Below are 13025 nucleotides of genomic sequence, written 5' to 3'. Positions count from 1 at the left end.
GCTGGGCGGCGCGCTGCTGGTCCAGCACCTGCTGCAGTTGGCGCAGTTCGGTCTGGGCCGTGCCGGCGGCCTGGCGGGCGCTGTCGCGTTCGGCGCCGACCAGTTGCAGGCGCAATTGCTGGGCATGCAGCAACAGGCCGAGCAGGACGCAGCCGACCAGCAGCGCCAGGGCGCCGAGCAGGCGTGCCGCCAGCAGGTTCATAGCGCCTGCCAGCCGGCGTGGCCGAGCGCCGCGCGGTCCAGGTGGCGGGGATCGCCGACCACCACGATGGCCTTGACCCCGGGGCTGGCGCGCTGGATGGTCTCGGCCAGACGTTCGGCGTCTTCCAGGGAAGCACCGGCCGGCAGGACGAAGACGTCGCCGTCGTAGGCGGGGCGCTGCGGGTCGTGGCTCATCGAGCGGACTCCGCTTGGTAGCGGGCGAAGGCGCGCGCCAGCTTGATGTCGTAGAGATTGCGGGCATAGCCGGGGCCGTTGTAGCCGCGGGCGAAGTCCGCCCATTTGCCGGTGCGCAGAGCCTGCAGCAGCCCCGGCTGGGCGCGCAGGAAGCGCACGAAGGCCTCCAACTGCGCGGCCGCGCCGCTCGTCATCCGGGCGACGAAGTCCTGAATGTCGGCATAGTCCAGGGTCTGCCAGTGGTAACCCATGATCTGGAACAGGCCCCAACTGGCTGATTCCAGCGCCAGGTTCTCGTCGAGCTGGCGCGCCAGGGTGAGCCGTTGCCATTCGCTGGTGCCGTTGCCATAGCCCCCCGGTTGCGGATTGACCAGGTTGGGATAGTCCCGGGCCAGCAATTCGGCCGTGGCACGACCGCGACGCTCCACCAGGCGGGCATAGAAGACATGACGTTCGAAAAGGATCACCGGGCGGCCGTCTTCCAGGAAGCCGCTGCCACGGGATTCGACCTCGGTGACCGCCTGGACGGCTGCCAGGGGGACGGCCAGGGTGGTGGCGGCGTTCTGCAGATCGGCGCGGGCCAACTGGCGGTGATCCGCAGCTGCACCCAGCGCGGCCAGGGTGCGCGGACCGGCGAGACCGTCCGCCGGCAGGCCGGCCCGCCGCTGGAAAGCCTGGACGGCGGCCAGGGTCGTCGTGTCGAAGGTGCCGCTTTCGACGAGCGCGAAACCCTGGGTGGCCAAGGCCTGCTGCAGGGCTTGCACCGCCGGGCCCTGGTCGCCCTGGCGCAGTGACGGGGCCGCACTCATTGCAGATCCACCTTGCGGTCGAGATAGCGATCGGCCAGCTTGCGCACGCCTTCGACGCCGAGCAGGCCGATGACCCCGCCGAAGAAGGGCGCCGTGGTGCTGGACAGGCTGAACAGTTCGAAGCCGCCGCAGGCGCTGACGGTGATCAGGCCGCACAGCGGCGCCTCCAGCAGCATCTGGCGCCAGGTACCGCCGCCGTAGGCGACGCGCAGGGCCGCGACGCCCGTGCCGATCAGGCCGGCATAGAAGGAAGGCCAGTGGTCCTGGAACCAGGCGATCAGGAAGGCCCAGGTATCGGGACGGTCGGGCATGTCGGGTTTCTCGCGCATGGGATCAATCCCAGAGGTTCACCGGCTGTTGCACGGCGGTGCCGGCGGTGGCCGTGGTGGGGACGTCTGGCAGGGTGACGGGGGTGCCGATGGGCAGGACCGGGCCGAGCTCGGCCAGGCCTGGGTTGTAGTCGAGGGCGGCCTCGGTGACGCCGCGGGTGTAGCCGTAGTGCCGCAGGCAAACGAGATCCAGGGTGTCGCCTTGCTGGGTACGCAGGACGGTGGTCATCAGCGCAGCTCCTCGGGTCGCGGCCGGTTCGGATGGGAGAACGGGCCGGGGAAAGGGGTGGGATCGACCGTGCCGGTGGTCTCGCGGCATCGGGGCGAAGGTTTCAGGCATGGTCGAACGACAGCCACAGCGCGACAACGCGCGGGGGTTGTAGGTCTGAGGGGGACAAGCAGCAGCACGAGGGGTAGTTCCGGGTGTAATCCAAAGGATTACACCTTGCCGACGGCTGAGACCTTCAAGCACAAGGGCCGGAAAGCCGTCTTCGAGACCGGCAGTACCGGGGCATACAGGCGGCCCATGCGAAGCGGCTAAGCCTGGTGCTGGGGATACTGGATCAGGCCGCGACGCCTGAAGAGATCGACATGCCTGAGTTTCGCCTGCATCCGCTCAAGGGCAACCTGGCCGGCTATTGGTCACTGTCCATCAGTGGCAACTGACGGGTGATCTTTCGCTTCGACGGCGCCGACACCGAATGGCTCGACTATCTCGCCTACCACTAGGAGGCTCATGGCCATGCACAACCACCCGCATCCCGGCGCCGTTCTGCAGACGGTGCTCGAGGAAACCCCGATCAAGATCGCCGAGGCCGCCCGCCGGTTGCATTTCAGCCGCGTCTACCTGTCCGGCGTGGTACACGGCCGCAAGCCGATCCGCGCCGAGCTCGCTGTGCGCCTGGAGCGTGCCGGTCTGTCCACCGCGCGTTTCTGGCTGTCGATGCAGGCTGCCTACGACCAGTGGCAGGCCGAACAGGCCGAGCAGCCGGCGGTCGAGCGCATCGCCGCCGCCTGAGCCGTAATGCAAAAGCCCCTGACAGCGTCGGGCTGTCAGGGGCTTTTCTATGCCTGAGGATCTTGTCGGGATAGGGGTAGGGGTTACGCACGCCGTTACCGGCGTTCCGATGCCGCGTCGATTTGGGCTGCAGGCCGCGTCTGGCCTGGCTTCTAGACCTCGCCGCCGAGCCGTTCCGTCAGCGTTCCCGCGACCGTTCTGCAGATGCGAAGCCGCTTGCCAGAGGGGTTCTGAGGAATCTTGAGTAACAGTCTATTTTGTTACTACAGAACCTTGGATAACGGTCAGGGAACAGCCACGACGAACGGCTGAAAGCCAGCTACGCCAAGGCGTACAAAGATTTTCGAGAGGCGGGTAACGGCGGTAACGCCAACCCCTGGCCCGGCACTAAAAAGGGGCTATTAGTAGGGAGGAGGGGATGTAGAGAAGGGTGCAGCGCTGGATGCCAACTGTCACCAAAACTGTCACCAGCTTGCCTGGCGACCGGCTTTCACCCGCTGAAAGCCGCATGAAATCTGGAGCGGGCGAAGGGAATCGAACCCTCGTCATGAGCTTGGGAAGCTCAGGTAATGCCATTATACGACGCCCGCGTGGGGTGCTTTGTACCAGAAGCCGGCGCCGGGGTGAAGAGGCGGGAGTCGTCTGGTTGTTTTGCGGTCCAAGAAAACAGAGGCCGCACGCTGCGGTGATCGGGGACCCTGTCCCCCAGAGGAGGAGGGCGCGCATGTCTCGCAACCAAGGCACCATCCAGGGAGTCATTCCTCCCTACATTCTGGGCCGCATCATCGATCATGGCGACGAACACCAGCGTTCCTGCGCCCTGACCACGCTGAGCCATGTGCAGAGCCTGTTGCACAATCCCGGTCGGCCGGGGGTGCGCCAGGCACCGGTCGGGCCGCTGCCGCGTACCGATGATGCCAGTCCGCAACGCAGCATCTTCGACGCCGGTAACGCCATGCAGCTGCCGGGGCGACTGGTGCGCCAGGAAGGGCAGGCGGCGGTCAGCGATGTGGCGGTGGACGAGGCCTACGACTACCTTGGCGCCACCTTCGCCTTCTTCTACGAAGTCTTCGGCCGCAATTCCATCGATGGCCAGGGCCTGCCGCTCGCCGGTACCGTCCATTACGGCCAGGAGTACCAGAACGCCTTCTGGAACGGCGAGCAGATGGTGTTCGGCGATGGCGACGGCGAGATCTTCAATCGTTTCACCATCGCCCTGGACGTCATCGCCCATGAATTGGCGCATGGCGTCACCGAGAGCGAGGCGGGATTGGTGTACTTCAATCAGTCCGGCGCACTGAACGAATCGGTGTCCGATGTCTTCGGCATCCTGGTCAAGCAGTACCAGCTGAAGCAGACCGCCGCCGAGGCGGACTGGATCATCGGCGCCGGGTTGCTCACCGAGCGTATCCAGGGCAAGGGCCTGAGGTCCATGGCCGAGCCCGGTACGGCCTACGACGATCCCACCCTGGGCAAGGACCCCCAGCCCGGCCATATGCGCGACTACATAGAGACCCGTGAAGACAACGGCGGCGTCCATCTCAATTCGGGCATTCCCAACCGGGCCTTTTATCTGGCGGCGGTGGCCCTGGGCGGCTATGCCTGGGAAAAGGCCGGGCCGATCTGGTACGACACCCTCTGTGATAGCCGCCTGGCCAACGATGCGGACTTCCCCGCCTTTGCCCGGTTGACGGTGTCCAATGCCGGTCGGCGCTTCGGAGCGGAGTCGGCAGAGGTACGAGCCGTCGAAGAAGCCTGGGCCGGTGTGGGCGTTACCCTGAGTTAAAGGAGCACGGCGATGCGCGAATTACCCCCGCTGGGCAAGGACACCGTGGTGCGACTCTCGCGACAGGGTGGCTTCGCCCCCCTGCATGCGCTGAGCAAGCCGCGGGAGATCGAATTCGGCCAGTACGACAGCGCCCAACGCGGGCGGATCTGTTCGGTGCTGGAACGCTGCCTGCCGGAATCCGGCGAGCCGACCCAGGTCGGGCGGGGTGATCAGCGCTATTTCAAGGTGGAGCTGCGCTTCCGCCCGCAGCCCACCGAGCAGGAAGACGAGTTGACCCTGCTGATCCCTGAAGATCGTGCGCCCAGTGAGCTGGTGCGCCTCTGGGACAAGGGATTGGTGGAGTAGCCGCTCAGGGTACCGACCAGACTTCGCCCGGCACCGGCGTGCGAAAGTCCGCATCCGCCAGACCATGCAGCGCACGCGCCTGTGCCAGGTCGCGGGGTGGCGCGAACTGCTCTTCATCGCTGAGCGGAAAGGTGCCGAAGTGGATGCCGAGGCTGCTACCGGCTGCCAATACCTGATGGGCGCGCACGGCATCGTCCGGGTTGAGATGGCTGTCCTTCATGAACCAGCGCGGTTCGTAGGCACCGATAGGTATAGCAGCAAAGCGCGGCGCGCCCAGGCGCTCGCGGATCTGGGCGAAATGCGGCCCCCAACCGGTATCGCCGGCGAAATAGATCGGTCCCGCCGGTGCCTCCAGGACGAAGCCACCCCAGAGCCGGCGATTGGTATCGAAGCGACTGCGCGCCGACCAGTGCTGGCCTGGCACCAGATGTAGGCTTAGGCCTTCCTTGAGCGGCACGCTCCGCCACCAGTCCAGCTCCTCGACCCTGACGAAGCCGGTCTCGCGACGAATCAGCTCGCCATTGCCCAGGGGCGTCACCACTGGCGTTAGCGGCGAGCGCTCGGCCAGGCGCCTCAGGGTCGCCAGGTCCAGATGATCGTAGTGGCTGTGGCTGACGAAGATCAGGTCCAGCGGCGGCAGGTCGTCCAGGGCGACGCCAGGGGCGTGATAGCGTTTCGGGCCAATGAAGGTGAAGGGGCTGACCCGCTCCGACCATACCGGATCGGTGAGGATGTTGAGACCCTCATGCTGGATCAGCAGGGTGGCGTGGTTGACGAAGGTCACCCGCAGCTCGCTACCCTCGACGCGCGGTAGGGGACGCGTCGGCACGGCCGGGCCGTCCTGCCAGGTCCACTGCGGACGGGTCCGGGTGAACTGCCACTTGAGCAGCGTCCAGAGGCTCTTGTCTTCGCGTGGCGCCAGGTTATAGAAGCGCTCACCGTCGAAGTGGTCGGAGCGCGGGCCTTCGTAGGCCGACGAGGCACAACCGGCCAAGGTCAGGAGGTGGATCAGCCACAGCGGACGAAAGATGCGCATGGGACCTCGGACGATTAGACTGGACGGCCCAGCTTACCTCCTAGCTATCCATGCCGCGAAATCCTCGTTCCGCTGCCGGCCCCCGGCCCCGCCGCCAGGCCAAGGCGCCGCCGCCCGAGCCGCGACTCCTGCTGCTCAACAAACCCTTCGATGTACTCACCCAGTTCGCCGACGCCGATGGCCGGGCGACGCTCAAGGCCTTCGTCGCGGTTCCGGGGGTCTATCCCGCCGGCCGCCTGGACCGTGATAGCGAAGGGCTGCTGTTGCTGACCAACGATGGCCAGCTGCAGGCGCGCATCGCCGATCCCAAGCACAAGCTGCCCAAGACCTATTGGGCACAGGTCGAAGGCACGCCTACCGAAGAGCAACTGCAGCGCCTGCGGCAGGGCGTGGAGCTCAACGACGGCCCCACCCTGCCGGCCGAGGCGCGGCTGTTGGCCGAGCCACCCGTACTCTGGGAGCGCGATCCACCGGTGCGTTTTCGCAAGAGCGTACCCACCGCCTGGGTGGAGCTGACCATCCGCGAAGGGCGCAATCGCCAGGTAAGGCGTATGACGGCCGCCGTTGGTTTGCCCACCCTGCGGTTGGTGCGGGTCCGTATCGGTCCCTGGACGCTGGACGACCTGGCGCCGGGGCAATGGCGCGAGGTGCCGGCGTCCTTATAGTTTGGCGCTCAGTCCTGCCGCTGGCTGGCGGCGTCCTGCAGATCCCGGGCGACGTCCGTCAGCCGTCGGCTGATGTCCTTGAGCGTCTGCGGTTCGAGGGGGCGCGGCGGCTGGCCCGGCTCGGTCAGCAATTGGCTGGCCAGCAGGGCGCTCAGGGCGCCGAGCTCGGATGCCTGGTTGCGCAAGTCATGAGTATGCTGCACGGCGGCGTCGCGCAAGAGGTTGGTGCTGTGGGTCAGGCGGCTCAGTTCGTCATCCCGGCCGTTGGCCAGGCGCTCGCCGAAGCGACCGCGGGCCAGCAGGTCCAGTTGCCGGGCACAGGCTACCAGGGTATCGACCAGCCGGCGTTCCACCAGACGCACGCCGAGGAACAGCAAGCCAACGCCACAGAGTAGCAGCGCCAGGCCGCCCAGCAGGATGTCGCGCTGGGCTTCGGCGCGGATGGTGGCGATCTCGACCTGGGTGCGTCCGTGCAGTTCGTAGACCAGCGCGGCGAAGGCGTCGGCGGTGTCCCGGTCGATACCGCGGACCTCGGCATCGCCCGCTTGCGGGTTGCGGCCGTGCGCGAGATAGGCCGCCTGCCCGGCGCGGTAGCGCTCGCCCAGGCGAGTATGTTGGGCACGTAGGGCCGCAACGCGCGGCTGCAGGTCCGGGGCGAGCGTGGCGACCAGTTGCTGCAGGCGCTGATCGACCTCTGCCTCGCGGGTCAGGAAGGCCTGCCAGTAGCGCGTGGCCGTTTCCGGATCGCCGCCGCGCAGCAGGAAATTCTTCCACTCCTGCACCTGGATCTTGAAGATCAGCTGGGTGTCGTCGATCTCCGCCAACCGCTCCAGCGGGCCTTCGATCAGCGCCTGGTAGCGCTGCAGCTCGCGGGACAGCAGGGCGAAGCCGGCCAGGGCGATCAGCAGCATCAGCAGCAGACTGCCGCCGAACAGGAGCAGGCTCTGGCTGCGGAGCGAGCGGGCGAAGAGCATGGGACGTCTCGACGAGAGGGGCAGAGCCGCAGCTTAGGGCGCCCACCCGCCGAAGGCTAGTATTTAGGCCGAGGCCAACAGTTGCCCGGCAACGGCGAACATCACCAGCGCCACCAGCAGATCGATCAATCGCCAGACAGTCGGGCGGGCCAGATAGGGCGCGGCCCAGGCAGCGCCCAGGGCGAGGCCGAAGAACCACAGCATGGAGGCGGTGGCGGCGCCGAACACGTAGGCCAGGGGCGCGGCCTGCTGGCTGCCCAGGGAGCCCACCAGCAGCACCGTGTCCAGATAGACGTGGGGATTGAGCAGGGACACCGCGGCGGCGGCGAGCAGGGCCTGGCGACGACTGCGTGGATTGGCTGCTTCCAGGCTACTCAGGGCCGCCGGTCGCCAGGCCCGGCGCAGGGCCTGGACGCCGTACCAGAGCAGGAAGGCCGCGCCACCCCAGCGCAGGATAGCCACCAGCAGCGGGCTGTGCTGGATCAGCGCGGCCAGGCCCAGGACGCCCGCGGCCACCAGCACCACGTCGCAGGTCAGGCAGAAGGCGGCGATGGCCAGGTGATGCTCGCGCCGCAGCCCCTGGGCCAGCAGGTAGGTGTTCTGGGCGCCCAGCGCCATGATGAGACTGGCCATGGTCAGCAGGCCGGTGAAGTAGCTGTTCATTACGCGAAGAGGTGCCGTGGTCGTGGAGTGGCTGCCACCTTGCCGGGTTTGCGGGTATAAGAAAAACCAATATTCCTAATGCAGCATTAGCTAAATCGATGATCGACTACAAATTGCTCGAAGCCCTGGCCGTGGTGGTGGAAGAGGGCGGCTTCGAGCGCGCCGCGCGGCGTCTGGGGCTATCGCAATCGGCGGTCTCCCAGCGCATCAAGTTGCTCGAGGCCCGGGTCGGCCAGGCGGTGCTGGTTCGCGAGACACCGCCCCAGCCCACCGCTCCGGGTTTGCGCCTGCTGCGTCATATCCAGCAGGTGCGGCTGCTGGAGGCTGATCTGGGCAGCGAGGTACCCGGTCTGGCCGAGGACGCGCCGCAACGGCTGCGCATTGCCCTCAATGCCGACAGCCTGGCGACCTGGTGGGCCGCCGCGGTGGGGCCTTGGGTGACGCAGCAGGCCGTGCTGCTGGATCTGGTGGTGGAAGACCAGGACGTGGTGCTGCGCCGCATGCGCGCAGGCGAGGTGGCGGCCTGTCTGTGCGCCAGTGGCCAACCCCTGGCCGGCGCCCGGGTCAGTGCCCTGGGCGCCATGCGCTATCGTGCCCTGGCCAGTCCCGCCTTCTGTGCCCGACACCTCGCCGAGTTGCCGGATGCACAGGCTCTGGCACGAGCGCCGGCCATAGTCTTCGGCCCGGACGATCGCTTGCAGCACCGCTACCTCGAACAACTTGGCGTCACCCAGCCGTTCGACTACCACCTCTGTCCGTCCGCCGAGGGCTTTTTGCAACTGACCCTGAACGGTATCGGCTGGGGCCTGCTGCCGGATATCCAGAGCGCCGCCGCCCGCGCGAGGGGGGCACTGGTGGATCTGGCGCCCGGTCATTGGGTGGACGTGCCGCTGTTCTGGCATCACTGGCGTAACGGCGGTACGCCTCTGCAGGCCCTGACCCGGCACCTGGAGCGGAGCGCGGGCGAGTGGCTGGTGCGCGACTAGCGGCACGGGCGCAGGGCTTTGGTTACACTGCGCCACCGGTCGCCACTGCCGCGACCGTGGTCTTTTCAGGGAATCCCAGCAACATGCGTATCTTGATCACGGGCGCCAGCGAAGCCCTCGGTGCCGGCCTGGCCTGCGATCTGCTCGACCGCGGCCAATTGGTGCGCGTACACGGCCGTCCCGGCGCGACCCTGGATGCCCTGGTCGAGCGTGGCGCCGAGTATCGCCCGGCCTTGCTCGACCAGCCCGAGCAGGTGGTGGCGCTGTGTGACGACATCGACGCCATAGCCCACTGCGCCGATGTGGCCGGCGTACCGACCGCCGCGGCCTTGGCCCAGGGCCATGTGCTGATCGAGGCCTGCCTGCAGCAGCGGGTCGCCCAATTCGTCTACGTGTCGTCTGCCCGAGTCTACGAAAGAGGCGGCGAGGCGCTCAAGGAAGACCAGGCACCGGCCAAGCCGCGCGGCAGCGAGGCCCAGCGGCGCCTGCAACTGGAACGCCTGGCCCTGGCCGCCGGCGAGTTCGGTCCGCAGGTGACGGTGCTGCGTCCGGCCCAGGTACTGGGCCTGGCCGATCGGGAGTGGGCGCGTTGGCTGCTCGAACGCGCCCGGGCCAAGCAGCTCTGGCGGCGCGGCAATGGCCTCAATCGGTGGGACTTCACCAGTGCGACCAATCTGCGCCAGGCGCTGGTGACGCTATTGCTGGAGCAGCCGGCGACGGCCACTGGCAAGGTGTTCAACCTCAGCGATGGCCAGCCGCTGGTGTGCTGGGACGCCATCAACTTCCTGCTGCGGCGCTTCGAGTTGCCGCCCGTGGCCGAGGCCAAGGCCCTGGATCCCCGCCATCTCTATGCCCGGCTACGCACCCCGCGCCACGAGTCGCCTTGGCCCGAGCTGCTGGACAGCCCCTTCACCCTGGACATCCGCGCCGCCCAGGACGCCTTCGGTTATCGTCCCGAGGCCAGTTCCTGGGCCGCGCTGGAGGAGTATCGCCCGCGTGGACGTCAGCCGCGGAGCGGGCCGACGTAGCGATTGGCGGACGCCAGGAATTCACGGCTGACGAAGCCTGACTCCTGGATCTCCAGGGCCGGCCGCGGCAATTCAGCGGGCAGTTGCACGCCGCTGAGCGCGGCCAGCCGCTCGCCCAGCTCGCGGGTCTCGGCCTCGCTGGAGCGCAAGCTGGCCACCAGCATCCGGGGGATGGCATCGGTCTCGTCGAGACGAATCGTCAGATCCTGTTCCTTGCGCAGTTGGCGGCGTAGGGCGGTAAGGCAATCGAAGTACGCTTTGCTGTATTCCATGCTGACTGACCTCCAACGGATGAGAATGACTTGTGTGAAGCAAGTCACATACCAGCTGGCGAAACCCAAGCAGAACTCAGGTTTTTCCGATCGGCGATGTTCCCTGTGCGCCGTGATGGCGCATTGATATCGACGCAGTGTGAGTTTCGGTGCACGATCCCGATACGAAAGCGGCGGTCGGCTACCTCGCACCCGGGGTGACGACCGCTATACTGGCCGCGATTTTGTCTTTCGCCCCTGGTCATAGGTCTGCCATGCGCAACGATCTTCTCGATGAAATGGATAACGTGCCGAGTCTGAAGCCGGAACGTGACGATCGCCCCTTGAGTCGGCGGCCGACCGACGGTGACGACGAACCCTATCGCGAGCCCGTCGGCCATGTCCGCCCGGCCCGGCGCGGGCCTTCCACGGCGCCGCTGTGGGTATTGGTCGCCGCCCTGACCCTGGCGCTGGCCGGTGTCGCCTGGTGGAGCCATCAGCAATTGGTGCTGATGCAGGACCAGGTAGTGGCCACCCAGGAAAACTTCGCCCGTATCAGCGAGGACGCCCAGGGCCGCCTGAGGGATATCTCCGGCAAGCTGGTGGAGAGCGAGTCCTCGGGCACCACCAGCCGCGAAGCCTTGCTGCTGCAGGTCAAGACGCTACAGACCAAGGTCGCTGAACTCAGTCGCCAGCAGCAGGGAGTCGCGGATAACCAGCAAGCCCAGGACAATCGCCTGCAAGACCTCGCCACCGCGCTGGAGACGGTGCAGAACGGCAGTGGCTCGGTGGACGGCCGCCTCAAGACCCTGGCCGACGAGCAGGCTGCGCTGAAGACTGGCCTGGCGCGTGCCAACTCTCTGGAGGAGCAGGTCGCCAGCCTGACGGCGCAGAACAAGGCGCTGCAGGCGGATATCGCCGCGCTCAAGAAGCCGAGCGCTCAGAGCCAGTCGCTGGGCGACATCCAGCAGGACCTGCTGGTGCTGCGCAGTGAACTCGACGCCCGTCCGGTCGGCCCGGACAGCAAGGAATTCGACGCCTTCCGCCTGCAGACCACGAGAAACATCACCACCCTGCAGAGCCAGGTACAGAACCTGCAGCAGCAGATCAGCTCCGTGGCGCGTTGATCGGATCTATCTCGCTGCGCTGCCACTCATGCGGCCAGAGCTCGCCATCGAGTTGGTCGAGCCGGCGCTGCAGCACCTTCTGCTTGAACACCTCGAGGATCTCCACCAGCACCTCGTCCAGGGCGCTGTCCTGGGCGCCGCTGGGCAGGCTCTGGTCGAAGCCGTGATCGGCCAGGCGGCTGGCCAGGGCGCGAAAATCCCGGGTGCGCAGACTCGCCGCCGCTTCGCGGACCAGGCCGTTGACGATATCGGTGAGCACCCCGTCCAGGGTGTCGGCCAGGCGGTCGCCCATGGGCAGGCGCTTGAGGCGGGCGAGATCGGGGTTGTCGTCCAGCGCACGCTTTACGACATCGCCCACCAATCGCTCCAGGGTGGTGCGATTCTGGGTATAGCCCTGTTCCACCATCGCCTGGATGCGTAGCGCCATGCCATCGATGAGTCGCTGCTTGCGCGGGCGAAGAACGCGGTCGATCACGCTTTGGGAGAAGTCGTCGCGGGTATTCAATTCGTCCTGCAACTCGCCGCAGATCTTGATCATCACCCGATCCGACAGGTCCTCCATGAGCAACTGGTAGTAGTGGTTGAATAGGCGGTAGGGCCGCCAGTGGCGCATGTCGATCAGCCCCAGGCGCTGCAGGCGCAGCAGCAGCGAGATGATGCGCAACGCCCGCAACAGACGGAAGCCACCCAGCGGGATGCAGCCGAGCACGTCGTACCAATGGATGAAAGGATAGTGATACCAGCGCGCATGGCGCCGCTCGACCACCGCCACCAGCCAACCGAGCAGCACGTCGGCGATGAAGAAGGCGACGAACACCAGGTCGATGCTGGTGAAGTGGGCGTGGATGCGTTCGCCATAGAAGGCGTGAAAGCCTGGCAGCGATGCGGCGAGGGCGCGATTGAGCGGGTCCAGGGCATAGAGACTGTCGAACAGGATCAGCGCCAGGTTCACGCAGACCAGGATCAGGATCAGGCCGTCCCAGAGTGCGAGCAGGCCCTCATGGCGGCGCGCGGGTGGTGCCGCAGGCGCGCTCATGGTCGCGCGGCCTGCCAGAGCACCTCGCTCACGCCCTGGCGCCGGGCGACGATGCGCGCCGCGACGAACAGCAGGTCGGACAGGCGATTGAGATAGGGCAAGCCCTGGCCTTCCAGCGGCTCCACCGCATGCAGGCTACGGCAGCGGCGCTCGGCGCTGCGCGCCAGGGTACGGCAGACATGGGCCTGGGCCACGGCGCGGGAGCCGCCAGGCAGGATGAAATTCTCCAGCGGCCCCAGCTCGGCGTTCCAGCCGTCGATGACCTGTTCCAGCCGCTCGATCTCGGTCGCCTGCAGGGCACGGTAGCTGGGCATGGCCAATTCGCCGCCCAGGTCGAACACCCGGTGCTGGCAGGGCGCCAGGACAGCGCTCACCTCGGCCAGCCGCTCATCGTCGGCCAGTTCGGCGAGCAGCAGGCCCAGGGCGCTGTTGAGTTCGTCCACCGCGCCGATGGCCTCGATGCGCGGATGGTCCTTGGGCACCCGGCTGCCGTCGGCGAGGCCGGTGTCGCCAGCGTCGCCCTGGCGGGTGTAGATCTCGGTGAGGCGAAAACCCATGGCGTAGCTCCTGGTC

General features: G+C 67.0%; 18 protein-coding genes and 1 tRNA gene. 8 read left to right on the top strand and 11 right to left on the bottom strand.

Annotated features, from left to right (window positions below; translation table 11 throughout):
- Window positions 1-198 precede the first annotated feature (198 nt).
- From FAZ11_RS02945 to FAZ11_RS02930, 4 genes are read right to left on the bottom strand one after another with little or no spacing between them, the layout of a single operon-like run.
- Complete coding sequence (locus tag FAZ11_RS02945) at window positions 199-396, bottom strand: hypothetical protein (protein WP_058773335.1); 198 nt, start codon at window positions 394-396, stop codon at window positions 199-201.
- The gene (locus tag FAZ11_RS02940) at window positions 393-1205 is read right to left on the bottom strand and encodes an N-acetylmuramidase domain-containing protein (RefSeq protein WP_058773336.1); all 813 of its coding nucleotides are present in this window, start codon (window positions 1203-1205) and stop codon (window positions 393-395) included. Before FAZ11_RS02940 ends, FAZ11_RS02945 begins: the two co-directional genes overlap by 4 nt.
- Complete coding sequence (locus FAZ11_RS02935; RefSeq protein ID WP_058763537.1) at window positions 1202-1516, bottom strand: phage holin, lambda family; 315 nt, start codon at window positions 1514-1516, stop codon at window positions 1202-1204. The genes FAZ11_RS02940 and FAZ11_RS02935 overlap by 4 nt, the downstream gene beginning before the upstream one ends.
- Window positions 1517-1538: 22 nt before the next feature.
- On the bottom strand, window positions 1539-1763 hold the full coding sequence (locus FAZ11_RS02930) for a tail protein X (protein WP_058773337.1): 225 nt from the start codon (window positions 1761-1763) through the stop codon (window positions 1539-1541).
- Between the two features lie 317 nt (window positions 1764-2080).
- Here FAZ11_RS02930 and FAZ11_RS25300 point away from each other — a divergent pair, with 317 nt between their 5' ends.
- The gene (locus FAZ11_RS25300) at window positions 2081-2200 is read left to right on the top strand and encodes a hypothetical protein (RefSeq protein ID WP_420849612.1); all 120 of its coding nucleotides are present in this window, start codon (window positions 2081-2083) and stop codon (window positions 2198-2200) included.
- A 76-nt stretch (window positions 2201-2276) separates the two neighbouring features.
- Entirely contained in the window at window positions 2277-2552 is a 276-nt protein-coding gene (locus tag FAZ11_RS02920) for a HigA family addiction module antitoxin (protein WP_420849613.1), read from the top strand.
- A gap of 516 nt (window positions 2553-3068) precedes the next feature.
- Here FAZ11_RS02920 and FAZ11_RS02915 read toward each other — a convergent pair.
- A tRNA-Gly gene (locus FAZ11_RS02915) sits at window positions 3069-3142 on the bottom strand.
- 134 nt (window positions 3143-3276) lie between these two features.
- Between FAZ11_RS02915 and FAZ11_RS02910 the strand changes: the two genes are divergently transcribed.
- Both FAZ11_RS02910 and FAZ11_RS02905 read left to right on the top strand, forming a co-directional pair.
- The gene (locus FAZ11_RS02910) at window positions 3277-4338 is read left to right on the top strand and encodes a M4 family metallopeptidase (protein WP_058773339.1); all 1062 of its coding nucleotides are present in this window, start codon (window positions 3277-3279) and stop codon (window positions 4336-4338) included.
- A 12-nt stretch (window positions 4339-4350) separates the two neighbouring features.
- Entirely contained in the window at window positions 4351-4686 is a 336-nt protein-coding gene (locus tag FAZ11_RS02905) for a protealysin inhibitor emfourin (RefSeq protein WP_058763449.1), read from the top strand.
- A 4-nt stretch (window positions 4687-4690) separates the two neighbouring features.
- Here FAZ11_RS02905 and FAZ11_RS02900 read toward each other — a convergent pair whose 3' ends face one another.
- The gene (locus FAZ11_RS02900) at window positions 4691-5722 is read right to left on the bottom strand and encodes an MBL fold metallo-hydrolase (RefSeq protein WP_058773340.1); all 1032 of its coding nucleotides are present in this window, start codon (window positions 5720-5722) and stop codon (window positions 4691-4693) included.
- 50 nt (window positions 5723-5772) lie between these two features.
- On the opposite strand from FAZ11_RS02900, the gene FAZ11_RS02895 reads away from it, so the two are divergent.
- The gene (locus tag FAZ11_RS02895) at window positions 5773-6387 is read left to right on the top strand and encodes a pseudouridine synthase (RefSeq protein ID WP_058773341.1); all 615 of its coding nucleotides are present in this window, start codon (window positions 5773-5775) and stop codon (window positions 6385-6387) included.
- A gap of 8 nt (window positions 6388-6395) precedes the next feature.
- Here FAZ11_RS02895 and FAZ11_RS02890 read toward each other — a convergent pair whose 3' ends face one another.
- Both FAZ11_RS02890 and FAZ11_RS02885 read right to left on the bottom strand, forming a co-directional pair.
- The gene (locus tag FAZ11_RS02890; protein ID WP_137279078.1) at window positions 6396-7361 is read right to left on the bottom strand and encodes a methyl-accepting chemotaxis protein; all 966 of its coding nucleotides are present in this window, start codon (window positions 7359-7361) and stop codon (window positions 6396-6398) included.
- A gap of 63 nt (window positions 7362-7424) precedes the next feature.
- The gene (locus FAZ11_RS02885; RefSeq protein WP_058773343.1) at window positions 7425-8024 is read right to left on the bottom strand and encodes a LysE/ArgO family amino acid transporter; all 600 of its coding nucleotides are present in this window, start codon (window positions 8022-8024) and stop codon (window positions 7425-7427) included.
- Between the two features lie 98 nt (window positions 8025-8122).
- On the opposite strand from FAZ11_RS02885, the gene FAZ11_RS02880 reads away from it, so the two are divergent.
- Entirely contained in the window at window positions 8123-9010 is an 888-nt protein-coding gene (locus FAZ11_RS02880) for a LysR family transcriptional regulator ArgP (RefSeq protein ID WP_058763458.1), read from the top strand.
- 83 nt (window positions 9011-9093) lie between these two features.
- The gene (locus FAZ11_RS02875; protein ID WP_058773344.1) at window positions 9094-10038 is read left to right on the top strand and encodes an NAD-dependent epimerase/dehydratase family protein; all 945 of its coding nucleotides are present in this window, start codon (window positions 9094-9096) and stop codon (window positions 10036-10038) included.
- On the opposite strand, the gene FAZ11_RS02870 is transcribed toward FAZ11_RS02875, so the two are convergent.
- Window positions 10014-10310 (bottom strand): hypothetical protein, encoded by a 297-nt coding sequence (locus FAZ11_RS02870; protein ID WP_058763462.1) that lies wholly within the window; start codon window positions 10308-10310, stop codon window positions 10014-10016. The genes FAZ11_RS02875 and FAZ11_RS02870 overlap by 25 nt on opposite strands.
- A gap of 254 nt (window positions 10311-10564) precedes the next feature.
- On the opposite strand from FAZ11_RS02870, the gene FAZ11_RS02865 reads away from it, so the two are divergent.
- Window positions 10565-11416: a hypothetical protein gene (locus FAZ11_RS02865; protein WP_058773345.1), complete on the top strand. Its 852-nt coding sequence runs from the start codon at window positions 10565-10567 to the stop codon at window positions 11414-11416.
- Here FAZ11_RS02865 and FAZ11_RS02860 read toward each other — a convergent pair.
- On the bottom strand, window positions 11397-12452 hold the full coding sequence (locus FAZ11_RS02860; protein WP_058773346.1) for a hypothetical protein: 1056 nt from the start codon (window positions 12450-12452) through the stop codon (window positions 11397-11399). The genes FAZ11_RS02865 and FAZ11_RS02860 overlap by 20 nt on opposite strands.
- Window positions 12449-13009 carry a cob(I)yrinic acid a,c-diamide adenosyltransferase gene (locus tag FAZ11_RS02855; RefSeq protein WP_058773347.1) on the bottom strand — a complete coding sequence of 187 codons (561 nt, stop codon included), beginning with the start codon at window positions 13007-13009 and terminating at the stop codon, window positions 12449-12451. Before FAZ11_RS02855 ends, FAZ11_RS02860 begins: the two co-directional genes overlap by 4 nt.
- Window positions 13010-13025 lie beyond the last annotated feature (16 nt).

Source organism: Pseudomonas rhizoryzae, assembly GCF_005250615.1.
Classification (GTDB): Bacteria; Pseudomonadota; Gammaproteobacteria; order Pseudomonadales; family Pseudomonadaceae; genus Chryseomonas; species Chryseomonas rhizoryzae.
The sequence above is the reverse complement of the archived record's forward strand: the minus strand, read 5'-3'. Positions and strand labels throughout refer to the sequence as shown.